This window comes from Natranaeroarchaeum aerophilus (genome assembly GCF_023638055.1).
In the GTDB taxonomy this organism is placed as follows: Archaea; Halobacteriota; Halobacteria; order Halobacteriales; family Natronoarchaeaceae; genus Natranaeroarchaeum; species Natranaeroarchaeum aerophilum.
On record NZ_JAKRVY010000003.1, the window covers coordinates 300,143 to 323,450 of the forward strand.

27 protein-coding genes are annotated in these 23,308 nt (G+C 62.5%); 9 read left to right on the forward strand and 18 right to left on the reverse strand.

The genetic code is table 11. From position 1 onward, the window contains the following. Window positions 1-93: 93 nt before the first annotated feature. The 5 genes from AArcSt11_RS08380 to AArcSt11_RS17070 form a co-directional block, all read right to left on the reverse strand. On the reverse strand, window positions 94-303 hold the full coding sequence (locus AArcSt11_RS08380; RefSeq protein ID WP_250596241.1) for a helix-turn-helix transcriptional regulator: 210 nt from the start codon (window positions 301-303) through the stop codon (window positions 94-96). Further along, window positions 300-737 carry a DUF2178 domain-containing protein gene (locus AArcSt11_RS08385; RefSeq protein ID WP_250596243.1) on the reverse strand — a complete coding sequence of 146 codons (438 nt, stop codon included), beginning with the start codon at window positions 735-737 and terminating at the stop codon, window positions 300-302. Before AArcSt11_RS08385 ends, AArcSt11_RS08380 begins: the two co-directional genes overlap by 4 nt. A 112-nt stretch (window positions 738-849) precedes the next feature. Beyond that, window positions 850-2,361, reverse strand: a complete 1,512-nt coding sequence (locus tag AArcSt11_RS08390) for a TrkH family potassium uptake protein (protein WP_250596245.1) — start codon at window positions 2,359-2,361, stop codon at window positions 850-852. A gap of 390 nt (window positions 2,362-2,751) precedes the next feature. Then, a complete protein-coding gene (locus tag AArcSt11_RS08395; RefSeq protein ID WP_250596247.1) occupies window positions 2,752-3,201 on the reverse strand; it encodes a universal stress protein in 450 nt (149 codons plus the stop codon). A gap of 292 nt (window positions 3,202-3,493) precedes the next feature. Further along, window positions 3,494-4,267, reverse strand: a complete 774-nt coding sequence (locus AArcSt11_RS17070; protein WP_250596249.1) for an Lrp/AsnC family transcriptional regulator — start codon at window positions 4,265-4,267, stop codon at window positions 3,494-3,496. A 211-nt stretch (window positions 4,268-4,478) separates the two neighbouring features. On the opposite strand from AArcSt11_RS17070, the gene AArcSt11_RS08405 reads away from it, so the two are divergent. After that, complete coding sequence (locus AArcSt11_RS08405; protein WP_250596251.1) at window positions 4,479-6,827, forward strand: amino acid permease; 2,349 nt, start codon at window positions 4,479-4,481, stop codon at window positions 6,825-6,827. Here AArcSt11_RS08405 and trkA read toward each other — a convergent pair. Then, on the reverse strand, window positions 6,824-8,155 hold the full coding sequence (trkA, locus tag AArcSt11_RS08410) for a Trk system potassium transporter TrkA (protein ID WP_250596252.1): 1,332 nt from the start codon (window positions 8,153-8,155) through the stop codon (window positions 6,824-6,826). The genes AArcSt11_RS08405 and trkA overlap by 4 nt on opposite strands. Before the next feature lie 142 nt (window positions 8,156-8,297). Between trkA and AArcSt11_RS08415 the strand changes: the two genes are divergently transcribed. From AArcSt11_RS08415 to AArcSt11_RS08435, 5 genes are all read left to right on the forward strand, one after another. After that, the gene (locus AArcSt11_RS08415) at window positions 8,298-9,830 is read left to right on the forward strand and encodes a TrkH family potassium uptake protein (protein ID WP_250596253.1); all 1,533 of its coding nucleotides are present in this window, start codon (window positions 8,298-8,300) and stop codon (window positions 9,828-9,830) included. Between the two features lie 181 nt (window positions 9,831-10,011). Further along, a complete protein-coding gene (locus tag AArcSt11_RS08420; RefSeq protein WP_250596254.1) occupies window positions 10,012-11,334 on the forward strand; it encodes a sensor histidine kinase in 1,323 nt (440 codons plus the stop codon). A 150-nt stretch (window positions 11,335-11,484) separates the two neighbouring features. Then, entirely contained in the window at window positions 11,485-12,249 is a 765-nt protein-coding gene (locus tag AArcSt11_RS08425) for an ABC transporter ATP-binding protein (RefSeq protein WP_353617730.1), read from the forward strand. Continuing rightward, entirely contained in the window at window positions 12,239-13,459 is a 1,221-nt protein-coding gene (locus AArcSt11_RS08430) for an ABC transporter permease (RefSeq protein ID WP_250596258.1), read from the forward strand. The genes AArcSt11_RS08425 and AArcSt11_RS08430 overlap by 11 nt, the downstream gene beginning before the upstream one ends. Further along, window positions 13,456-14,670, forward strand: coding sequence for an ABC transporter permease (locus tag AArcSt11_RS08435; RefSeq protein WP_250596260.1), 1,215 nt, complete (start codon window positions 13,456-13,458; stop codon window positions 14,668-14,670). Before AArcSt11_RS08430 ends, AArcSt11_RS08435 begins: the two co-directional genes overlap by 4 nt. A gap of 37 nt (window positions 14,671-14,707) precedes the next feature. On the opposite strand, the gene AArcSt11_RS08440 is transcribed toward AArcSt11_RS08435, so the two are convergent. The 9 genes from AArcSt11_RS08440 to AArcSt11_RS08480 form a co-directional block, all read right to left on the reverse strand. Then, window positions 14,708-15,964, reverse strand: coding sequence for an ABC transporter permease (locus tag AArcSt11_RS08440; protein WP_353617727.1), 1,257 nt, complete (start codon window positions 15,962-15,964; stop codon window positions 14,708-14,710). Window positions 15,965-15,966: 2 nt separating this feature from the next. Beyond that, a complete protein-coding gene (locus AArcSt11_RS08445) occupies window positions 15,967-16,707 on the reverse strand; it encodes an ABC transporter ATP-binding protein (RefSeq protein WP_250596264.1) in 741 nt (246 codons plus the stop codon). Window positions 16,708-16,802: 95 nt separating this feature from the next. Continuing rightward, window positions 16,803-17,999, reverse strand: a complete 1,197-nt coding sequence (ftsY, locus tag AArcSt11_RS08450; protein ID WP_250596266.1) for a signal recognition particle-docking protein FtsY — start codon at window positions 17,997-17,999, stop codon at window positions 16,803-16,805. Between the two features lie 3 nt (window positions 18,000-18,002). Further along, a complete protein-coding gene (gene pfdA, locus AArcSt11_RS08455) occupies window positions 18,003-18,470 on the reverse strand; it encodes a prefoldin subunit alpha (RefSeq protein WP_250596268.1) in 468 nt (155 codons plus the stop codon). Continuing rightward, window positions 18,467-18,640, reverse strand: a complete 174-nt coding sequence (rpl18a, locus tag AArcSt11_RS08460; protein ID WP_250596270.1) for a 50S ribosomal protein L18Ae — start codon at window positions 18,638-18,640, stop codon at window positions 18,467-18,469. Before rpl18a ends, pfdA begins: the two co-directional genes overlap by 4 nt. A gap of 62 nt (window positions 18,641-18,702) precedes the next feature. Then, window positions 18,703-19,140 (reverse strand): SRPBCC family protein, encoded by a 438-nt coding sequence (locus AArcSt11_RS08465; RefSeq protein ID WP_250596271.1) that lies wholly within the window; start codon window positions 19,138-19,140, stop codon window positions 18,703-18,705. Between the two features lie 53 nt (window positions 19,141-19,193). Then, entirely contained in the window at window positions 19,194-19,859 is a 666-nt protein-coding gene (locus tag AArcSt11_RS08470; protein ID WP_250596272.1) for a translation initiation factor IF-6, read from the reverse strand. Between the two features lie 2 nt (window positions 19,860-19,861). Further along, window positions 19,862-20,140, reverse strand: a complete 279-nt coding sequence (locus AArcSt11_RS08475; protein WP_250596273.1) for a 50S ribosomal protein L31e — start codon at window positions 20,138-20,140, stop codon at window positions 19,862-19,864. After that, window positions 20,140-20,292, reverse strand: a complete 153-nt coding sequence (locus AArcSt11_RS08480) for a 50S ribosomal protein L39e (protein ID WP_238478613.1) — start codon at window positions 20,290-20,292, stop codon at window positions 20,140-20,142. Before AArcSt11_RS08480 ends, AArcSt11_RS08475 begins: the two co-directional genes overlap by 1 nt. A gap of 135 nt (window positions 20,293-20,427) precedes the next feature. On the opposite strand from AArcSt11_RS08480, the gene AArcSt11_RS08485 reads away from it, so the two are divergent. After that, the gene (locus AArcSt11_RS08485) at window positions 20,428-21,039 is read left to right on the forward strand and encodes an MBL fold metallo-hydrolase (RefSeq protein ID WP_250596274.1); all 612 of its coding nucleotides are present in this window, start codon (window positions 20,428-20,430) and stop codon (window positions 21,037-21,039) included. Here AArcSt11_RS08485 and AArcSt11_RS08490 read toward each other — a convergent pair. After that, window positions 21,036-21,185, reverse strand: coding sequence for a 50S ribosomal protein L40e (locus AArcSt11_RS08490; protein WP_250596275.1), 150 nt, complete (start codon window positions 21,183-21,185; stop codon window positions 21,036-21,038). The genes AArcSt11_RS08485 and AArcSt11_RS08490 overlap by 4 nt on opposite strands. A 170-nt stretch (window positions 21,186-21,355) precedes the next feature. Here AArcSt11_RS08490 and AArcSt11_RS08495 point away from each other — a divergent pair, with 170 nt between their 5' ends. Next, window positions 21,356-21,739: a DUF7522 family protein gene (locus AArcSt11_RS08495; protein WP_250596277.1), complete on the forward strand. Its 384-nt coding sequence runs from the start codon at window positions 21,356-21,358 to the stop codon at window positions 21,737-21,739. 67 nt (window positions 21,740-21,806) lie between these two features. Beyond that, window positions 21,807-22,334 carry a DUF5813 family protein gene (locus AArcSt11_RS08500; protein ID WP_250596279.1) on the forward strand — a complete coding sequence of 176 codons (528 nt, stop codon included), beginning with the start codon at window positions 21,807-21,809 and terminating at the stop codon, window positions 22,332-22,334. On the opposite strand, the gene AArcSt11_RS08505 is transcribed toward AArcSt11_RS08500, so the two are convergent. Then, window positions 22,331-22,561, reverse strand: coding sequence for an Lrp/AsnC family transcriptional regulator (locus AArcSt11_RS08505; protein ID WP_250596281.1), 231 nt, complete (start codon window positions 22,559-22,561; stop codon window positions 22,331-22,333). The two genes, AArcSt11_RS08500 and AArcSt11_RS08505, sit on opposite strands and share 4 nt — an antisense overlap. Further along, on the reverse strand, window positions 22,562-23,257 hold the full coding sequence (locus tag AArcSt11_RS08510) for a potassium channel family protein (RefSeq protein WP_250596282.1): 696 nt from the start codon (window positions 23,255-23,257) through the stop codon (window positions 22,562-22,564). Window positions 23,258-23,308: the final 51 nt, after the last annotated feature.

Below are 23,308 nucleotides of genomic sequence, written 5' to 3' on the forward strand. Positions count from 1 at the left end.
TTCAGCCCAAAATGCGGTCGAGCGGTGTGGGGGCGTTCGAGGAATCGGAACACCCCAAACGGTGAGCTCCCATCCGACCGTCGACAACCGGATTCACTCCCCGAACGATTCGATCTCCGGCGAGAACAGCGCCTCGACCTCACAGTCGAAGAACATCGCCAGTTTGAACGCCAGTTCCAGCGAGGGGTCATACCGCTCGCGCTCGATGGCGTTGATCGTCTGCCGGGAAACCCCGACCGCCGTGGCGAGTTCGCCCTGGCTCAGCCCTTCGCGTTCGCGATACGTATCGATCTCGTTGTTCATTTGTACTGTCTCTTCGCGAGCCACTGGGCCCCGACATAGACGAGGATCAACAGCAGATACCCCCAGATCGCCCCCCGGAGCGCGGCGGGCGCGGTATAGATGCCAGTCGAGTTGAGCACGACTTCCGCCGGGAGACCGACGATGGTCACAACGACGACGACCGTCAGGGTCGTCGCACTCGCCTCCCGTTCGATCTGCCGTTCGAGTTCGTCCTGGACGGCGACCGGCGAGCGCCAGTAGCCGACAGCCATCCCCAGACAGCCGAGCCAGTACAGCCCCAGCCCGGCGTAAAGCACCAGCGGCTCGCCGGTGACCATCCACGCGGCTGTCGCAACGAAGATACTGGCAACGCCAGCCCCGACCGACCGGCTGATCCACTCGCTGTACTGTTCTCGGGTCTCGACGAGTCCGTTCGCGGTGAGGTCTTCGGTCATGCGTTGGTGTAAAACACCCTTTACAGTAAAGAAGATTTTACACCCTGATAAAAATACCGATCAGCTGGGGTCGATAGTGGGACTCGAAAAGCAATCGATCGCCACCCGAGGCTTACGACCGCCAGAACGAGGCCGTAAACAGCACGATGACAGGGATGATCTCGATCCGGCCGACCCACATCCAGATCACCATCGCCGCCTTGGTCGTCATCGGGAACACGTCGTAGGTGCCGTAGGGACCGGCGGGGCCAAAGGCCGGGCCGATGTTGAGGAAGGTCGAGGCCGCCGCACCAAGGGCGTCGAACTCGCCGAAGTTGCCGACGTCGTACAGGCCAGTCCGTGCGCCGTCAACGACGATAAAAACGGTCGCAAAGAAGACGCCGACGATCGCGACCAGCGTGTACGAGTAGATGTCACGGATCGTCTCCTCGTCGATCGCGTTTCCGCTCAGGCGGATCGGCCGAACTGCGCCGGGGTGAACCGAGGTGAACAGGTCACGACGGAACGCCTTGAACACGACCAGCCAGCGCAGCGACTTGATCGAACAGGTGGTCGATCCGGCCATGCCGCCGAGGAACATGCACATGAGCAGGAGATGTTTGGCGAACGGTGACCACTGGTTAAAATCTGCGTTCGCGTAGCCCGTCGTCGTGATGATCGAGACGACGTTAAACATCGACTGGCGAAGCGTATCGTGAAGACCATTGCCGGTGGGGTTCTCTTTGACGCTCAAAACCGCAAACACCAGCGCCGAGAACAGCAGGACGGTCCCCAGATAGAAGCGAAACTCCTCGCTCTGGCGGAGCCGATCGACGTTCCCCTGGAGGACGAAGTACATCAGGACGAAGCTCGTCGATCCGAGGAACATGAACGGCATGATCACCCACTGGACGATCGGTTCGAACGCTTCGATACTGAGCGGCTCCGGCGAGAATCCGGCGGTCGCGACGCTGGTGAACGCGTGGGCGACCGCGTTGAACAGATCCATGTTCGGCGCGAGCCCGCTGAGGCCGAGCGTGTAGAGAACGACGATCGCCGTCACCGTGAGCCCGGCGTAGAGCTTCAGGATCAGACGAGCGGTGTCTTTGATGCGCGGCGTGAGCTTGTCGACGTTCTCGTACTGGGTCTCGGTCTCCATCAGCTGTGCCCCACCGACGGAGAGCCGGGAGAGAACCGCCGTTACCAGGATGAGGATGCCGAGCCCGCCGAGCCACTGGATGAGCTGTCGCCACATCATGATCGACCGGTCGTGAACACTGAAATCCCGCAACACGGTCGCACCGGTCGTGGTGAGGCCGCTCATCGCCTCGAAGGCGGCGTTGATCGGATGGGCGATCGTCCCGTTGCCCGCAACCACGAAGGGGATCGCACCGACGAGCGCGACCAGTAGCCAGGAGAGCGACACCATGAGAAACGCCTCGCGAGGACCGAGATCGCCCTCGCTCTCGAAGTGCTCGAAGAGCACTCCGACGAGCAACGTGATCGCGATCGTCACGACAAACGGCACTACCGGTTCGCGGTAGTAGACCGCGAGCACGAGCGGGAAACAGAGCGGCAGGGCGAGCCACTTGAGAACCGAACCGGTCAGGTTCAAGCTCTGACGCCAGTCGACCCGGACTCTCATGGTCGTAATCGCTGCATACTGGTGGCCTTGACCTGCCGATAATTAAGTCCGACTATTGAGAACGCGTCGACCATCTGTCCGGTTGACTTGCTAATTCACAGTCGGCACTGGTTCCATAAATCCATAGATGGGGGCAGTGATGATCGTCGACATTGTTACGACCAAATTGTTATAATCCCTCTTCGAGGGTTTTGTGGACGCCCAGACAACCCACAGACCGTCGCTGCAAGCAGAATAACGATTTCGTACCGAGTCACAGGATGATCGGAGAGTTGTACTCCAATCCACACGACCAGAATAACGACCACGACGACGGCAAAGAGGTCGCCAGACGAGCGAGGCGATCGGAGTCGTGGGACCGAACGTTCATATCTGTCTCTCGAAGTCCGGTTAGTCGTCCTCGTCGTCTGTCGGTTGCGGGAGTGCAATTACCGGCACTGGAGCGTCCGAAATGAGCCGAGTAGAAGCATTACCCGTGAGCAGCCGTGATAGTCGTCCCTGCGGTCGCGGAACGAACACCAGCGATGTCGCATCGATATCTACCGCCACGTCGGATAGGACTTCTGCGACGTCGGTTCCGTACTCGAGACGGCTCTCCGTTTCGTACCCGGCGGCCTGCAAACGCTGTTCAACGAGTGAGAAAATTCGCTCCGCCTGATCTTCCCTCGCCGCCAGCGGTGCCTTGTCCGGTGTCCCACCCCCCTTTTCGATGACGTGGACGATGGTGAATTTTGAGGAAGCATCCTCGCTCGATAGGTGTTCGATAATCGCGTCACAGGTCCGTTCAGCGTCGTCTTCGTGTGCAATGGGGATAAGTACCCGAGTCGTTAGTTGTGTCATGATTATGATTGTTTGAGGTGGTACGTGGCGATTATATCGTTGCCACAGTGCGGGCAGTCGGTTTCCGGATTGTCGACCGTCGTCCCACAGTTTCGACACTCGTAGATCGAATCGGTGCCGGCTGTCCAGTCGGTTCTGACTTTTCCGAGCAACTTACGGAACATTACGGTACACCTCCTTCGGAGGACGCACCGACAACGGTATCAGTAACAGTAGGTTCGGTCACAGTCCTCGCACTCCCGCTTGTTCCCGGGCTCAGGGACTCACGAACGGAATAGTTGATCATCGGAGATCACATCTCGGACGGAGTAACGGGGTGGAACGCCTCGATAACGCCGTCGGGGTTCCCCTCTTTCGAGACGAGTGTGACGACGTCGTCACGTTGCACGATCGTCTCGCCACGTGGCGTTAGAACGCGCCCGTCCCGCTCGATTGCAACTACGAGCGCGCCATCGTCGAGAATGCCGCGTTCGGCGGCCTCAGCGAGCGAGAGATCCACGATCGGTGCGTCACCGTCGACGGTCACCTCGACGATATCCGTTCCCCCGGCGAGCCTGAGAAAATCAGTCGGCTGCCAGGCTGGTGCTACGTCGTCGCCGCCATAGGGCGCGTACGGTTCGACTACCTCGTTCTGGACGAGGCTCCGATCGACCACGTCGATACCCAGCTCCGAAATCGAACGCGTGATGCGTTTGAAATCCGCCGTCGTCTCACCGGCGGCGAGGACGTGGAGGTTTCGCGTTCCGCTCATCAGTTCTCGCACGTTCACGACGCCGCGAACGTTCCGAACCTCCTGGGCGAGCGATTCGAGATCCGCTGGCGAAACGGTACAGACGTACAGAGAGGTGAGCTTGTCGTCCGCCCGTTCGAGGTCGATACTCGCGTGATAGCCTCTGATGATCCCCTGCGCTTCGAGCTGGTCGATCCGATTCCGGATCGTTGCGGGGGAGACGTTGACCTGTTCGGCGATCATCGGGGCCGACGTCTTTCGGGCGTCGGCCATGAGCGCGTGGATAATGCGGCGATCGATGTCGTCGATCCGATAGTTGGCCCTGTTGTTTGACACGGGATGACACCCTCGTAGAGAGTGAATTCATCTTCCAACAGTATAATACCATAGGATGAATTATCCCTGATTTTTCTCCCCCTCTATTGCGGATTCGAGAATCGTACCGAGGAATTTATGAAAGGAGCACTGTGTGGGTACAGTATGGCTATCCGACTACTACATCGAGTCTTCTCGTGGATTACTGCGAAACCGGGGGGGTGGAGAGCCGATGGCTGACCAGGAGTTAGCCCGCGATCTCGGCTTCCTCGAAGCGTACACGCTGGGACTGGGGACGATGATCGGTGCCGGGATCTTCGTGCTCCCGGGCATCGTCGCGGAGAGCGCAGGCCCGGCGAGTATGATCGCGTTCGCCATCGGCGGCGTCGTCGCCCTGCTTGCCGCACTCTCCCTTTCGGAGCTGGCGACAGGGATGCCCAAGGCGGGTGGAAGTTACTACTACGTGAACCACGCGCTCGGGAGTTTCTTCGGAACGATCATCGGCTTCGGGATGTGGGCCGGACTGATGTTCGCGACGGCGTTCTACATGCTCGGGTTCGGGCAGTACCTGCTGAATCAGCCATCGAGCGCACCGCTCGTGATTCTGGCGGGGCTCATCATGGCAACGCTCCTCGTCGCGCTCAACTACCGCGGTGTCAAAGAGACGGGGTCGCTCCAGAACGTCATCGTCATCTTTCTCGTTGGGCTGATTCTGACCTTCATCGCCGTGGGAGTGCTGGCAGTGAATTTCGGTCTCCTCGATCCGTTCGCGCCGCAGGGATGGCCGGCAGTCGGCGCGACCGCGGGAACAGTTTTCGTGACGTTCATTGGCTTCGAGGTGATCGCGACCAGTGCCGAAGAGATCAAAGATCCGGGTCGGAACCTTCCGCTGTCGATGATCGCGGCCGTCGTCACACCGACGATCCTCTACATTCTGGTGATGTTCGTCAGCACGGGGACGCTCGAAATCAGTGCGCTGGCTGGCTCGGACGTCCCGGTCGCCGACGTCGCCGCGGAAGCCGCCGGACTGTTCGGAGCGTTGAGTCTCGCCGGATACACGCTGGAGTTCGCCGCAGTCGGGTCCGGCATAATGATCGTCGGAGCCATTCTGGCGACGATTTCGTCGGCGAACGCGTCGATCCTCTCGGCCGCACGCGTCAACTTTGCGATGGGCCGTGATCAGATCCTGACGAACTGGTTGAACCAGATTCACGAGCGATACCAGACGCCGTATCGCGCCATAATCGCAACCGGTGTCGTCATTCTCGCGCTCATCGCCAGTCCGTTGCCGATCGATACGCTCGCCGACGTCGCTAGCTTTATGTTCCTCATCACCTACGCGCTCGTCCACGTGGCCGTGGTCGTGCTACGTCGGGCGGACCCGGAAGCGTACGAGCCCGACTTCCGGATTCCCTCGGTGCTGTATCCCACCGTCCCGATTCTCGGGTTCCTGACGTGTATCGCGATCATGCTCCAGATGGGAGAGGTCGATGCGGTCTTTTCGGTCGGGACGACCGAGATATCGCTCGCACCGATCTCGTGGGTCCAGCTGATCGGCGTCGGCATCATCCTTGCGAGCATCGCCTGGTATCAGTTCTACGCGAAAGAGCAGGCGATTTCGACGACGCTCATCGGCGAAGCAGTCGCACCGCAGGAGACAGAAACGCCCGAGAACGACGTCTACCGGGTCGTCGTTCCGGTGGCAAACCCCGCGACGGGAGGCGCGCTTATCCGATACGCCGCGGCGAGTGCGGCAGGCCGTGACCGAACCGGTGAGGTCGTTGCAGTCAACGTGATCGAGGTACCGCCACAGACCTCGCCCTCGCAGATCGAGTTCGAAGAAGAGCGCGTCGAAAATCAGCGGACGCTGCTGGAAAATGCACGGGACGTCGCCGAGGACCTCGATATCGCCGTCAGAACGCGGGCGATCGTCGGCCGAAACGCGGGCGATACGCTCCTGTCCGTCGTCGACGAGGAGGATGCAGATCACATGCTGCTCGGCTGGGGGGGCGAGCGGCGGCGGCGGGACGTCCTCTTCGGTAGCACGATCGATCCAATCCTCGAACGCGCACCGTGTGAGCTGACGCTCGTCAAGGACCCGAGCGAGACGCCCGGACGCATCGTGACGCTTGCCGGTAGCGGCCCGAACGCTCCCGTTTCGACCCGACGTGCGGGCGAGCTACGACGGGCGTTCCCGGACAGCACGCTGACCCTCCTGAACGTGCAGCCGAAACCGGGCGCGGACGACGCCGAAACGGACCCAACCGAGGTCGGCCAGGAAGCGATTTCGGCGGTCGCCAGCGCGGCCGGTCTTGACGCCGATGAGTACGAACCACGCGTTATCGTTAGCGACGACGTCCGTGGGACGCTCCTCGACGCAGTCTCGGAGTACGAGACGGTCTGTGTCGGCGCGACAGGATCGAGTACCGTTGCACAGGCGCTCTACGGCTCGATCCCACAGACCATCGTCGAGCAGAGTACCGGAACGGTACTGATGGCCCGCGGTGAGAATCGAACACCGCGAACGTTCCGTCGGGCGCTGATACAGCGACTGAGTAGCCAGGAAGAAGAATCCAGTTAAATCAGCGCAGTCAGCTCGTCGATCATCTGGGTTTCGGTGAACAGGACGACGTGGTCGTTCGCCTCGAACACCGTATCACCACGCGGAATCACGAGTTCTCCGTTTCGTGAGATCGCACCGATCACCACACACTCCGGAAGGCTGTCCATCGCGTCAGCGATTTTCCGCCCGACGAGTTTACTGTCGTCGCTGATCTCGAGTTCGAGCACTTCCGCACGGTCGTGTTCCAGCATCGCGATCTTCTCCGTCTGATCGCCCCGGGTAAAGCGGATGATCTCCTCGGCCGTCTCCTCCCGAGGGCTTATCGCGACGTCGATGCCGACTGCCTCGAACAGCTCCGCGTATTCGGTGTTCTCGATTATTGAAATCTTGCGCTCGACGCCGAGTTTCTGGGCGAGCATCGAGACGAGGAGGTTCTTGTCGTCGTGTTCGAGCGCCGCGACGACCATATCCGCCTTGTCGATGTGTTCACGTTTGAGAAACTCCATGTCCGTCGCGTCGTGCTCCCAGACGGACGTGTTCGGGAGCCACTCGGCGATGTCACGGGCCCGGTCGTGATCCTGTTCGATCAGGTCCGGGTGATAGCCGTGTTCCTCGAAGAGTCGCGCCGTGTGATAGCCGATCTCGCTCCCGCCGACGATCACGACCTCGTCGACGTCACTGCTCGACTGGACGGTGTCCGTGGCGAACTGTTTCACCGAGCCCGGACTTCCGATGACGACGACTCGGTCGTGTTGCTCGATGACGGTGTCACCGCGAGGGATGATCAGTTCCTCGTCCCGGAAGACGGCGGCGAACGTGAGCGAATCCCATCGGTCCGCCTCGCGGACGGTGTGTCCGACGATAGGGCTGTTCGCCCCGATTTCGAACTCGGCCATCCGGACGAGCCCGCCGATAAACGAGTCGACATCGTGTGCACCGGGAAAGCCGGAGAGGCGGAAGATCGCTTCGGCGGTCAACAGATCGGAACTCGCCATGAAGTCGACGCCGAAGGCATCGTCCGCGTTCTGCCAGGTCTTCAGGAGGCTGTGACGCTTGACGCGCGCCATAGTGAAGATATCGCCGGTCGTCTTCGCTGCGCCACAGGCGACGATATTCACCTCGTCGATATCGGTCGAGGCGATCAGCATATCCGATTTCTCGATCCCGGCCTGCTGCAGGGTGGCGAGATCGGTGCCGTCGCCCTGAATCACCAGCGCGTCCAGATCGTAGGTCAGATCATCGACGAGCGCGTTGTCGCGTTCGATGACGACGACCTCGTGGGTCTCCGTGAGGTTTTCGGCGATCGATCGACCGACTTCACCGGCACCGACCACGATCACGCGCATGGGCTATCGTCCCCGTTCATTACTGTAGGAGTTGTGCAGGTGATGGTATGTGCCTTGCGGAGAGCCCCGGTCGCGTTTCGACGATTTCTTGACCCCTGAAAAGGTTGAATTCGGTAATGCACGTACTGGGAAGTGAGTATCCGTGAGATGGCAGATCGACTGGCGGGCGAGTCTCAGCCTCGTCGGAACGGTCGTGAAGTATCTCGCGCTCACGATGCTGATCCCGCTGACCGTCGCCGTCATCTACTGGGAGGACGTCTGGGTGTTCGTCGCGTCCATGCTGATCGCTGTCACGATCGGGCTCTCGCTCGAACGGCTCGATCCCGATCCCGATCTCGGACCGGAAGAGGCGCTGTTGCTTGTTGCCATCTCGTGGTTTGCAGCGGCACTGATCGGTGCGATCCCATATCTGCTCGCCGGCTACGGCACCGCCTCGACGCTGGCACATCCGGTGAACGCGCTGTTCGAGTCGACGAGCGGCTTTACGACGACCGGGGCGACCGTGCTGGGCGAGATCAGTTTCGAGCGACACTCCCACGCACTGTTGATCTGGCGACAGCTCACACAGTGGCTCGGCGGGATGGGAATTATCGTGCTGATGATCGCTATTCTCCCCGAGCTGGCGGTCAACGGCGCGCAGCTAATGAGCTCGGAAGCACCCGGCCCGGAGTTACAGAAACTGACGCCGAAGATCGCCGAGACGGCGCGAGCGCTCTGGCTGGTCTACTTCGGCTTTACCATCCTGCTCATCTGCATCCTCTACGGGCTCCATCTGGCCGGACAGGCGCCGAACATGAACCTCTACAACGCCGTTGCACACGGCTTCACGACCCTCCCGACGGGCGGGTTCTCCCCGCAGGCCGACAGCATCGCGGCCTTTTCGGCGATCGTCCAGTGGGTAATCATCCCCTTCATGGTGATTGCGGGAGTGAACTTCGCGCTGTTCTGGCACCTGCTCCGCGGCGAGGCCCGTGAGATGCTCAACAACACCGAGTTCCGGGCGTACACCGGTGCGATCGCGATCTTCATCGCGATCCTGTCGTTCCTGCTCGCCCGCGGTGCCGCACCAGTCCTCGACCTCGGCGGCGCGACCGAGGGGCTTACCGAGAACACGGTCCGGCAGGCGGCGTTCCAGATCGGCTCGCTGATGAACTCGACCGGATACGCGACGAGCGACTTCGCACAGTGGGACGGCCACGCACAGATCTTCCTCCTCTTCGTGATGTTCGTCGGCGGCTCGGCCGGGTCGACAGGTGGTGGTGTCAAAGTCATTCGCTGGCTGGTCGTACTCAAAGCGGTTCGGCGTGAGCTGTTCGTCACCGCACATCCGGACGCAGTCCGTCCCGTCCGACTCGGCGGAAACATCGTTAGCGAGGATGCCGTCAGAGGGATCGTGGCGTTCACACTCCTGTATCTCCTCTTGTTTGCCGTCTCCGCGGTCCTCATTTCGCTCGATTCCGCGCGGATCGGCTATCAGTTGACGGCGCTCGAAGCGATCAGTGCCTCGCTGGCGACGATCGGAAACATCGGACCGGGCTTTGGCTCGCTCGGCCCGTTCGGGAGTTATCTCCAGTTCTCCGACGCCTCGAAACTGCTGATGATCTTCCTGATGTGGGTCGGCAGACTGGAGATCGTCCCAGTTCTCGCACTGTTCGTCAGCGGCCTGGACCAGTGATGAGATCACTGCCGTGACGTGTGCTCCGGCGGACCCTCTTGTTATCTAATCTACAATTTTGGAGAAAACCACGGTACAAAACCCACATACTTCCTATCTCCTCAGTAATTAGGCGTATGTTTTTTATGACCAACTTCAGTACCAACGTAGAGAAGAAAAGATCGTGAATAACTGATTCATCATGAGTACCAGCACCGGCGGGACCTCGACGACACTGCTGTTTGCAGGCCTCGGGAGCGCGCTGGGTATCGTTGCAGCGGGATCGGCGATGATTGGTACAAGGCCCTTACTGCTCTCGGTAACTGGGTCCGTGCCGGGGAGTGTTGTCACCGTGCTGGTGGGAGTCGGTGCCCTCTGTGCCGGTTTCGTGCTGGGGATTACGCACGAGCGTCACATGACCGATGAATCGTCAGAAAGCCCGGCGACGGCAAGCTCGACTCCGGACCAGTTTCGGATGTTCTTCGAGCACGCCCCGATCCCAGCGGTTGGGGTCAGTATCGACGAGGAGGGGCAACCGGTCGTCGAACACGTCAATGCGAACTTCGAGGAAGTGTTCGGGTTCGACGCGGAGACCCTCAAAGACGAATCGCTCGCGGCGCATATCGTCCCGCCGGAAAAACGCGATACGTCGGCCGCTCTCGTCGGAGAACTGGATGACGGGTGCATCGTTGAGGGGGAAGTCCAGCGCGAGACGAACAGGGGCTTTCGCACATTCGCGTTCACGGGAGTCCCGGTCGGTATGGACGAGAGCGAAGTCGACGCCTACGCGATTTACTCCGACGTCACGACCGAACAGGAGCAGCGCCAGCGGTTACAGGTCCTTTACCGCGTTCTCAGACACGACTTACGGAATCGTATGAACGTCGTGAAAGGGAATGCGGAGATCATCTGCGAGGAGATCACCGATCCCGAACTACGCGAGTGGGCCGAAGCACTCAGCGCCTCGGCGGACGAGTTGATCGAGCTCAGCAGCCAGACCAGACAGATCGAACGCTCGCTCGACGCGGGCGACTATGCCCGACACACCATTGATGCGGCAGACCTCGTAGAGGACGTGCTCGGGGAGGTCTCGACCCAGTATCCCGAGGTCGAGAGCCAGTACACCACGCCGGACGAGCTACACGTCGTCGCCAACGGCCTGATCGATACTGCGGTCAAGAACGCCATCAAGAACGCCTTCGAACACAACGTCGGTCCGGACCAGAACGTCGATGTTACCGTCCGCGCGGCATCTCGGAACTACGCCGAGATCAGTATCCGGGACGATGGGCCGGGGATCCCCGAGTCCGAACGCCGATTGTTCGACGGGGGAAGCGAGATCACCCAGCTCCAGCATGCGAGCGGGCTCGGGCTGTGGTTGCTCAACTGGATCGTCACACAGTCCGGCGGCGAAATCGAACTCACAGATACGACGCCGACGGGAACGGACGTCCGGATCCGGCTTCCACTCGCCTACCGGGAGACGGAGCCTGCGGGGACAGCAGACGAAGTCGCAGGCGACTGAGTACCGGCACCGGTCCGACGCACTCAAAACCATATCCTACCGGCGATCAGGGATAGCACGCCGGCGCGGAATACGGAGGTTATCCATCCCCCCTCGAGAGTAAGCTGGGAGAAACAATGAGTAACTACCCTGTCCCATCGACGCGTGGGAATACTCGATCGGTCCCCAGCAACGACACGTTCGAGCGATACCGAGACGGAGGCAGGTGAGAACCGGCCACCAGCAGTCCGACTCGACGGCGTCAGCCACGAGTATCGACTTGCTGGCGGACGATTCCGGTCAGGCCAGACCCGCTCCCTGCAGGCGCTCCGGGACGTCTCACTCGACGTACAGCCGGGAACGATCGTCGGGATACGGGGGCCGAGCGGGAGCGGGAAGTCGACACTGCTTCATGCAGTCTCCGGACTACTCGTCCCGACGAGTGGCACGGTCTCGCTGCTCGGGATCGATCTCACCGAGCTCGGCGACCGGCGGCGAGCACAGGTCCGTCGCCGTCACGTCGGGATCGTCTTCCAGGGCTTTCATCTGCTTCCCTCCCTGTCGGCCCGGGCGAACGTCGCGCTCCCGCTGGTTGGTGCCGGTGTCGGACGGACGGAGCGCCGAAAGCGAGCGAGCGAACTCCTCGACGCCGTCGGTCTCGGCGAACGCACGACGCACCTGCCGGGTGAACTCAGTGGCGGGGAGCGCCAGCGCGTCGCCATTGCGCGGGCGCTTGTGACCGACCCTGACGTGATCGTCGCCGACGAGCCGACCGGCGAGCTCGATACGGAGACGGGAGAGACCGTCCTGGACCTGCTGACGGAACTCGGCCGGAACCGGGCGGTACTGGTCGCCTCGCATGACGCTACAACCCTTTCCGTCGCGGACCGGGTTCTCTCCCTGCACGACGGGCAGGTGGTCGAGCGTGACCGATGACGGCGGCCGCCGCGGCCGATTCAGCGGACTGGTCGGACTCGCCCTGACGCGCCTCTGGAAACAGGCGACCCGGACGACGTCGGGACGCCTCGTCGCCACGGTCGCGGGCGTCGCCCTGACGATTGCATTGCTCTTGCTCGTTACTGGTATCGCACTCGCACTTGCAGGCAACGGAATCGCGGCTGCAGACGACGCGGACGTCCGGATCGCCCCCACCGAGGAAACCGTCGTGGCGTCAGTAGACGGCGTCGAGGGGGTGAGGCTCGGGGCGACCAACGAAAACGCCGAATCGATCCGAGGACAGGAGGAGATCGATCATGCCTCGCCGGTACTCGTCGAATCTGCCCGCCTCGAACCGTCCGACGGCGACGAATCACAGATCGTACTGCTGGTCGGCGTCGTCCCCGACGACGAGCCTCGAACTGTCGCCGGGCTGTCGACTGCGGCGCTCGAACCGGGCGATCCCCACTACGCCGACGGCGCGTACGACGGCCCACGAGCGGAGGAACTCGTGCTCTCCGAGACGGCAGCCGAACGGTTCGAAGGCGACCCCGAGCGACTTGTTCGCGCCAGCGACCGAAGCGACCGGGATATTGGCTTCGACGTCACGGCGGTCGAAGCGACGGAGGAGAACCACTCAGTCGCGCTCGTTCACCTCGGCGACCTCCAGTCGCTGGCCGGGACGGAGAGCGACGGTCTCGCCGATCGAGTGCTGGTGTGGGGCAATAGCGATGCGGCCACCGCCGCGGGCGAAGATCGCTATCCTGATGCGACGGTCCAGCAAACGGCGGCGACGAACCCCGCGGCGCTGTTCGACGACGACCTCGCGTTCGCCACGAGCCTGATCGCGCTCGTGGTTGGAATCGGGATCTGTGCCTCCTTTATTACGACGACGATGGGGATGACCGTCGAGGAGGACCGGCAGGTGCTCGCAGTGCTCGAAGCCATCGGCTTTCCGGCGTACAGCCGACTCGCAGTCGTGGGCATTTCGACGCTCGCAACGACGCTTGCCGGAGCCGTGCTCGGGGTGGGACTGGGCTGGCTCGGCATCCTCGCCGTGAACCGCCTCGTCGAGGCGACCGTCGCCGTTGCCCATCCACTGTTCGTCCCCTACGCGGTCGGTATTGCACTCGTCTCGGGATTGCTTGCCGTTCCGTACCCGCTCGTCGTCGCCGCACGGACCACCGTCCTGGACGAGGTGGGACGATGAGCCGGAACAAAAACATCGTCCGGACGACCGCCATCTTCGGCATCGCGGCGGCACAGCTCCGACGCTCGCCCGGTCGGACCGCCCTGACCGTGCTGGCTGTCGCGGTCGCCGTACTCTCCGTGACCCTACTGGCGAGCCTCGGTGTCGGCGTCGTCGACGTGGGCGAGGAGAGCCTCGGGGATGCCGACCGGGATCTCTGGCTCACGGCGGAGGGGTCGGAAACGGACAACGGAATCGTCGACGCGAGCGAGGTCGCGGCATCGATAGACGACAGAGAGGACGTCCGAACCGCCGCACCGATCGCATTACACGACGTGTATCTGGGATCTGATGAGGGTGAACTCCGGCGCGTTCCGGCGGTCGGCGTTCACGAGACCCACCGCGGCTACGGCTTCCAGGAGGGCGACGGTTTCGAACTCGAACCTGCGGATTATCGGGACGCGCCACGCTCGGACTCCGTGCGGAGCGAGATCGTCCTCGATCCGCGAACCGCCGCGGCGCTCGACGTCTCGGTCGGCGGCACCGTCCGGATCGGCGCGAGCAGGGAGCACGCCGACCGGGAGTTCACTGTCGTCGGCACGTCCGCCCACCACTCGACGCTACTCGGGGAACCCGCCGCGACCGTCCCGCTCGCCGACCTGCAGTATATTACCGGGACAAGCGGGACCGACCGGGCGACGTTCGTGATGGCAGATACCACGGACGACGCCGACGGCGCGGTCGTTCGCGACGAGATCCAGGAGGAGTATCCCGAGTACGCCGTCCGGACGAGCGACGAGCAGGTCGAGATGATGCTCACCGACAGGCCGGTCGTGATCGCAAGCGGGGCCACGCTGGTCGGTCTCGCAGTCGTCGGCAGTACCATTCTGCTGGTCAACCTGTTCGTCCTCGTCGCCTACCAGCAGCGTGACGAACTCGCCGCGCTGCGAGCAATTGGGCTTTCACAACGCCTGCTCGCCGCCACGATCGGCGCACAGGGGCTGTTCGTCGGGATCTTCGGCGGGCTGCTCGGGATCGCCGCGACGCCGCTGCTCAGAAACGTGTTGAACCGCGTGGCTGCGTCGACCGTGGGTATCGAAGGGTTGCTGATAACGCCGACCGAGGTGTACGTCGCCGGGTTCGCGCTCGCGCTCGCACTTGGCGGAATCGTCGCAGTCGTCACCGGCTGGCACGCGGGACGCTATGCACAACTTGAGCGGCTGAACGTATGATCAAGCAGGCAGTGATACCGTACAGGTCAGACGGCCATCACTCGTATCTGAGCGCGTCGATCGGATCGATCCGTGCTGCTCGCCAGGCCGGGTACAGCCCCGAGATGATACCGACGGCGACCCCCACGATGATCGCCAGGGCGACGTATTCGAGTGGATACACCAGCGGCAAGTCGATATACCACGTTGCTAGATACCCTGCTGCGAGCCCGAGTACCGTCCCCAGCACGGCACCGACCAGTCCAAGGACGACGGCTTCCGTCAGGAAAAGGCCGAGTACGTCGCGGTTCTGTGCCCCGACCGCCTTCATGATCCCGATCTCGCGCGTGCGTTCGGTCACCGAGACGAGCATGATGTTCGCGATCCCGATCGACGCGACGACGAGCGAGATCGCGGCGACGCTGACCACGAAGTTCTGTAACAGATCAAAGATCGCCTGTAGCTGCGCCAGTAACTCCCTGCTCGTCTCTAGGGAGACCCGAAGATCGTCACCCAGAAACTCGCTGGCGTCGGACTCGTTACTTTCGAGGTATGTAATCGCTGCGGCCCGCGCATCCGAAATCGCCGTCGGATCGGCCGATTCGGCCTCGACGATAATCAGAGTGAAACGGACGTCGTCGACCTCCTCGCCGTCCCCGCGACCGAGCTGTTCGGCATAGTACGGGTCCGTCGGGACGTAGATGCGGGGCGACTGCTCGAACCCCTCGAACGGACTCAACCCCTCCGACGTGTCGGTTCGCCCGACAACCTCGGCGTCGATCTCCTGGCCGCCCAGCAGCGTGATGGTGATCTCGTCACCGATCTCGACGTCCTCCTCGAAGCCCTCCGCGGCTGCAGGGTTGACCACCGCCTCCTGCGCACCTGGATCGAACTGACGGCCGTCCTCGAGAGAGCTCTCCCGCACGTAGGATGGGCCTGCCGCGATGACGCCGTCACCCAGCGGAACCCGTTCGCCACCGACTTCGACGGCCTGCGTCTGGAGCGGAGCGTACCCGTAGGCCTCGTCCACGTCGTCGAGGTCGCGGACGGCATCGAGGTCCCGGTCGCTGAAGACCGGCTGGGCACCCGCACCGGGGCCCCCATCGACATCGGGATCCGCAGCCCACCCGTAGAGGTTTCGCTGGTCATCCGGGCTGATCTCTCCGAGAACACCCGCCTGCAGGCTCGCGCCGAGCGTGACGAACGCGACCACCGTCGCGACGCCGATGACGATGCCGAGAATCGTCAGTACCGACCGGAGCCGATTGCCCCTGATCGTGCGTATCGACATCCGGAGGCTTTCGACTGGATCCACGACTAGGTCCCCGCCCCTTGGTCCCGGTTATCGGAGACTGACCGATCAGACGGCTCGACCGGTTCGATCCGCTGGATCGCCCCATCGAGCAGGTGGACGATCCGGTCGGCGCGTTCGGCGACGTGACGTTCGTGGGTGACCACGATCAGTGTGGTGCCGGCGTCGTGAAACTCGGCGAACAGATCGAGCACTTGTGCTTCGGTTTCGGTATCGAGATTACCCGAGGGCTCGTCGGCGAGGACGAGCACTGGATCGTTAACCAGTGCCCGTGCGAGCGCGACACGCTGGCGCTGCCCACCGGACAGTTCGTTGGGAAAGTGGTCGGCACGGTCGGCGATGCCGACCCGCTCCAGCAGGTCACGCGCGCGCTTGCGCCGCTCTCGCCGGTCGATCCCCTGAAACACCTGCGGCAACGCGACGTTGCCGAGTGCTGTCAGTCGCGGCATGAGATTGAACGTCTGGAAGACGAAGCCGATCTCGGTGCCGCGAAGCCGCGTCCGCTCGCGACCGGAGAGCTGACTGACGTCTTTTCCGTCGACGATGACCGCGCCGCTGGTCGGCGTGTCGAGGCATCCAATGAGGTTCATCAACGTCGACTTCCCTGACCCACTCGGCCCCATGATCGCAGTGTAGGAACCACGCGAGATATCGAGGGTCACTCCATCGAGTGCGTGGACCGGTTCACCCCGCTGGTACGTTTTTCGGACGGCATCGAGGGAAATCGCTGCATCCGTCCCTGACATACGACGGATACGAAAGCTGCGATGAAAAAAGCAACACCCGGTACTGTGGGTGCTACGGGCAGTGTACTCGCCGGAAACGCAGGTCGAATAGCGACTCAGCCGTCGAGGCCGAGCAGCCGGTCGACCAGACGTTCGGGCTCGAACTTCTCCAAGTCGTCGTAGCCCTGCCCGACGCCGAGGAAGAGGATCGGCTTCCCGGTGACGTGGGCGATCGAGATCGCTGCGCCGCCCTGGGAGTCGGCGTCCGCTTTCGTGAGGATCGTGCCGTCGATCTCCGCGGCATCGTTAAACTGCCGGGAGCGCTGGACGGCGTCCTGCCCGGCCACCGCCTCGTCGACGAACAGCGTCATGTCCGGATCGACGACGCGGTCGATCTTCTCTAGCTGCTCCATCAGGTCATTACTGGTGTGGAGCCGTCCTGCCGTATCGCCGAGGACGACGTCGACGTCGTTGGCCTCGGCGTACTCGACGCCGTCGTAGATCACCGCAGCGGGATCGCCGCCCTGCTGGTGGGTGATCAGCTTCTTGCCGAGCGCGTCGGCGTGCTCCTCGATCTGTTCGTTGGCACCCGCGCGGTAGGTGTCGCCGTTCGCCAGCACCGACGAGTGGCCTCGCTCTTCGAGATACTTCGCCATCTTCGCGATCGAGGTCGTCTTGCCGACGCCGTTCACACCCGTGAAGATGATCACGAGCGGCTTGTCGGCCGTCGCGACGCGCTCGTCGAAGTCGAACTGGCCCACGCTGATGACGTCGACCAGCGCTTTTCGGAGCGCGCGCTGGACCACGCCGGTCGTGCTCTTGGTAAAGCGGTGGGTCTCGCCGATCGTCTCCTCGCGGATCGTCGCCAGGATCTCGTCGACGACGGTCAGTTCGACGTCGCTCTGGAGCAGTGCCATCTCGAGCTCGTCAAGGGGTGCTTCGACGTCCTCTTCCTCGATGATGGTCTGGCCGGTCGCCACGGACTTCGCACGCTTGGCGAAGCCGGGACCATCCGACTCGTCGGCCGAGTCGGCGTCAGTACCGGCTGGTTCGGGAGTCGTCGATTCGGCTGCGTCTGGGGCTGTCGCGGTGCCGTCGGCGTCGGTCGCCGCAGTAGCAGCCTCGGCGTCCTGGGCTGCAACTGACGCATCGGCGTCTGCTGGTTCTGCCTCCGCATCGGCCGCGTCCGCGGTAGCCTCCACGTCAGCCGCGTCTTCGTCAGCCGCGTCAGCTTCCGCTTCGGCCTTTTCTTCCGCGGACTCCTCGACGTCCTCGCGGAAGCTCCCGAGTTTTTCCTTGAGACTGTCGAACATCCCTTACTCGTCGTCGCCTTCCTGCTCTTGCATCTGCGCCATCTGCTGTTGCATCTGCTGTTGCTGGAGCTGCTGGGCCTTCTCCTCGATCTGCGTACTCTCGTCTTCGAGCTCCTCGATCTGCGCTTCGACGCCCTCGATCTCCTCGCCGACCGTGTCCTGTTTGGCTTCGAGCGTCTCGATGGCGTCGCCCTGTTCCTGCTCGGCCGAGTAGCCGCCGCCGAGGCCGACGATCACTTCGTCAATGTCCTGTACCTCTGCGCGCAGGTAGGCGTCACCGCCGAGGGGAACCTGCACCGTCGAACCGGATTCGAGCGTCTCGATGGCCTCGATGGCCTCGTCGATCTCGTCGGACTCCGTTTCGAGTCCGTCGATCTCCTCTTCGAGCGCTTCGATCTGCTGTTGGATCTCCTGGAGCTGCTGGCTCAGTTCCTGCAGTTGCTGCTGTCCACCGCCGCCACCGCCCATCATTGTTCGACACCCTCGATTTCGATCTGGGGGCGCTTGAGGCCGTGCTGGCTCCCGATGTTGGCGTAGGTGTGTTCTTCCGCGACGTTCTCGTTCTCCGCGTCGACTGTGGATTCGAACTCCTGCCAGCCGTCGCGAGCCTGAAACTTGCCGGTAACCGTGTATTGGCTCATACCATCGGATCCGCCCCGAAGTCGGAAGAACCTTGCTACTCGGGTCGACTGCAGAGGTCGGCTCAGCCTGCAACCTCGAAGTGCGTCTGTACGTTTTCCAGCGTCGTCCGGAGCTCTCGCTCGTTGTACCGCCGTGCAAACGGCGCTGCGACAGCCGAGAGCACATTCCCGGGGATCTCGTACGTCGCCGCGTACGTCAGCCGTGTCCCGCCGTCTTCGGCCTCGAACTGGAGGCCGATCTCGCCCTCGAGCCGTCCGCGCATCTCGAAGACCATCCGCTCGTCGGGCTCGTGGACGGTCTGGACCAGCTCGCCATCCAGTGCGACGCCCGCCATCCGGAAGGTGTGATCGAGGCGTTTGCCGCCGTTTTCTAGCCGCTCGACGTTGTCGATGTCGGCGATGCTGGGCGTCACTGCCATGTGGTTGTTCGGATCGTCGAGAAACGCGAAGACCTCATCGACCGGTGCCGGGACATGGATCGTCTCGCTGACAGTGCTCATAGCTGTCTGTAGTTCGCGTGACGGCAAAAACGTGAGTGGGAACGAGCGACCGATCAGTCGATATAGCCGAGCGCGTCCTCGATCCGACCCAGTTCGGGACCGGTCGTGTCCTCACCGACGACGTAGCCGTGCTCGTTGGCGACCAGCCCGGAGCCGACCAGCGGGCCACCGTAGTTGATCGTCCCCACATCCGCACGGACGTCGAGCAGGTCTTCAAGATAGTCGAGCTCGGCATCCGTGGTCTTCGGATGACAGAGAACGCCATCGGTGGTTGCGACCGCGGCGGTACCGACGGTGCGGACGCCAGCGAGTTCGCCCTGTTCGACCGGAACGTCGAGGGCGTCTTCGACGGTCGAAACAGCCTCCTCGGGGAGTTCGGGGTGGACGTACGCGCCGTAGTCGTTCGCGAGAACGACGTTTCCGGCGGCGTTGATCCGACCCGGAAGCTCGTAGACGTCAGTACCGGTCTCGTCCTCGAGCCGGTCGCGTTCGTGATCGGCGATCCGACTCGTGACCAACAGTCCGTTCTCGTTACCGGTGGCGAGCGCGCCGACCGTCCCGGAGCCGGCGACTGTCGTCGGAACGGCCGTGACCGACAGTTCGTCAGCCATGTCCTTGACGAGTTCCTCGTCGGCGTCGGGGCGGACCAGCAGATACTCGTCAGTAGCCGTCGCGAAGACACCGACGTACGCGGATCCGGTGAACGCGGCGCGGAGCAAAGTTACGCTGCGTGCTCTGCTTCGACGATGCTTTCGCCCTCCTCCTCGAAGCGGGCGGCGCGCACGCGAAGCTTGCTCGGCGGTTTCTTGCGGCCGCGCGACCAGACTTCCTCGTTGATCGAGGGGTCGAGACGGATGTTCTCTTCCTCAACCGAGAAGTGCTGGGCGAGGTGCTCGCGGACGAGCTTCATCGCGCGGTCTGCGCGCTTGTGTTTGGGCTCTGCCTTGGCGTCTCGCAGGGGAACGGTCATGACGCGTTCCTCGAAATCACTTGCGCTCATTATTCGTCAGTGCTCTGTCGCCGCCAGTTGCGTCGCTTCGGGTTGCGCGTCACGTCACGGTCGGTCTTGATCATCACCCACGCCGGAACACGACTATTCTGTCGCTCCAGTTTGGCGAGGCGCTTTTTCTTCGATTTCGATTTCTTACCCATAGTGGTGGGTCTTACCCGACCATCGTTTAAAATCTTGTTCTTTTCGGGGCGGGGAGCCATCTGTCTCGGTACAGTACCAGGGTCGTGGGATCGACAACCCCCACCGTTTTCGGTCCACCGATCCAATAGGTCTGCATGGAGGTCATCAACGTCACCGCAGACGCGGAGTCGTTCACCTGCAACGCCTACCTCGTGCCCGGCGAGCGCACGACACTGATCGACGCCGGTGCCATGCCGGGCGTCGAGGACGTCATCGCGGAGTACACGGACGAGCTAGACGCCGTCGTGCTAACCCACCAGCATGGCGACCACGTCCAGCAACTCGACGCCGTCCTGGATCGGTTCGACGCGAACTGTTTCGCCTACGGCAGCCACCCGAGACGGACCAACGGGCTCGTCGACGGCGAGGAGATCTCCATCGGGGACGAGGCCTTCGAGGTCGTTCACACGCCCGGGCACGCGGACGATCACATCTCGCTGATCAGCGACACGACCATCTTCAGCGGCGACGTCGTGGTCCACGACGACGGAGCCTTCGACTACGGGAGCTTCGGCCGGACGGATCGGCCCGGCCAGTCACGCGAGCAACTCATCGAAAGCATCGGGCGGATCCTCGACCGGCTCCCCGACGGCGTCGAACACATGTACGCGGGTCACGGCGACGAGTTCCACGGGGACGTTCGTGATGTCGTAGAGACGGCACTGGCGCGTGCGGAGAAACGAGAACCGAAATATCCGGAGGACTAGGCGGAACGTGCTTCCTTGGCTTTGGGCCGCAGTTTCCCGTAGCCACATTTGCGGCATCGGTCCGCTCCTTCGGCGTTGCGTGCGTTACATCGCATACAGATCATCTTGGTGAGGATCCGATCCTCCGCTTTCTCGAATGAAGCCATACCGGCCCGTTGGCCGCTCGCTCGTTTAAGCTTGGTGGTCCGTGCCGGCAGGAATGACGTGGGCGCCAATACTTCGATTACTGTAGTGTATCACTACAACTTTCGAAGTTAGTGACGGCAGACCGATCAGGGCCAGTTACTTAATCATTGACGATCAACGACAATGTGATATGGCGAGCCAGCTACTCGCGGACGAAGCGACCGACAACATCGTACGAACGAGTCGGACAGCGCTCGGCGACAGCCTCCGCTCGGTGACATACTTTACGCGGGACGACTACGAACAGCTCTACCTCCGGGACGACCTGGAACGCGACGCCGACCTCACCAGCTTCATCGGTCACGAGTGGCGTGGCTTCAAAACGGCACAGGCGGCCTACGAGGGCACCGAACTCGGTGATTACAACTACACGATCCGCGTCTTCGACAACGGCTTTTTGCTACGGGTGACCGACGAACGCGAAGGCGTGTTCGTCACCACGGACAGTCTCACGATGGGCGATTTCAACACCGTTGCACAGGCGGTACAGTCGGTTCTCCGCGACGATCTATAGTGCTCTCACTGGGTGTTTGCTGTCGAGAGCGCAACGCCCATGTCCGACGAACCCCCAGAGAGTACCAATGACAGCTGACGAGATCCCCGAGCCAGCACGTCGCGCGCTCGACCGCCACGACGCGTTCGAACAAATAGCGGACGGCTACGAGTGCACGACGACGCCGTTCGACGCCACCGTTCGAGCACGTCCAGCCGAGGGCGAGCGAGACGCTGCCTTCGAGATTGCGGTTCGCGTCCCGACGCTCGATGCCGTTGTAACCGACCAGACGGTCGGAGGCGCCGTTGCGACCGACTGGTTCGAGACCTTCGAGCGCCGGCTAGCGGACGCGTACCACGCCGCCGACGTGAGGGAGACGGACGAGCCGGTACTCGACCGTGATGACGAAACGATCACGGCGACGTTTGGCCTCCGCGCCTGGAGCGCAAGCAGCGGCGTCGACGCCGCAAAAGCCGTCATCGACTTTACCGAAGGAACCTACGTGCAGGGAGTCGTCCCCGGCTACGAGTACGGCGAGCCGGTCGCCGGGCTGCTGGAACGAGCACAACAGAACGGGAGTGCAGACGACGCGGCCCGCGGCGGTATGCCGCTCTAGTCCATCGCGATATAGGTGTGCGTGTCCTCGACGCCGTCGACGTCCTGAATTGCCGTTGCAGCGATATTTTTCACTTCGCCCGGCGTGTCGACGAGCACCTTGGCGATGATATCGACATCACCAGCGACGATATGGGCGTCCTCGACGCCATCGATTCCCGCGATCTCTGCACGTAGTCGATCCGCCTGTCCCGTGTTCGCCTTGATCATGACGTATGCAGTAACCATCTATGTCCCTCCCGCGCTCGCCTGTGCGGCGGCGCGGCTGTTGTCGCCGACCAGTATCTGTCGCACGTCACCAAGCACGTCGAAGTCCGCGAGCACGACCAGTCGATCGCCCTCCTCCAGTGATTCGTCCGGGTCAGGAATGTCAAGTGGTTCATTCTCCTTTCCGAACGCGAGCACGGTTGCGTCCGCGGGAAGCTGGAGTTCGCTAATTGTGTAGCCCCGCGTCGGCGCTTCTTCAGTCACCGTCAACTCGACGACCTGCAGGTTCTGGGCGATATCGGCGATCGCGCGAATATCGCCGCCGAGCAGGGCGTTTTTCGCGCCGATCGCGCCCAGCCGTTCGGGGTAGACGATCTCGTCGACCTCGGCCGCGTACTTCCGGTAAATATCCTCTCGGTAGTCCTCGTCGATGCGCAGGATCGTCCGACAGCCGTGGTGTTTGCCGATCAGACAGGCCGGGAAGTTGGTGTTGAGATCCCCCGAGAGCGCGCCGAGGGCGTCGGCTTCGTCGATTCCGGCGCGTTCGAGGACTTCCTCACGGGAGCCATCGCCGCCGACGACATCGAATCCCTGATCGCGGGCTCGTTCCGCGACCGCCGCATCGCGTTCTACCAGCGTCACCTCGTGTCCCTCTTCCTGGAGTACGCGACCGGTCCGCAGTCCGACTCGGCCAGCGCCTATGATAACAAACCGCATATCAGCGCATACGCTTGCCCCCTTCAATAATGTTACTCCTGTAGTCGTCGA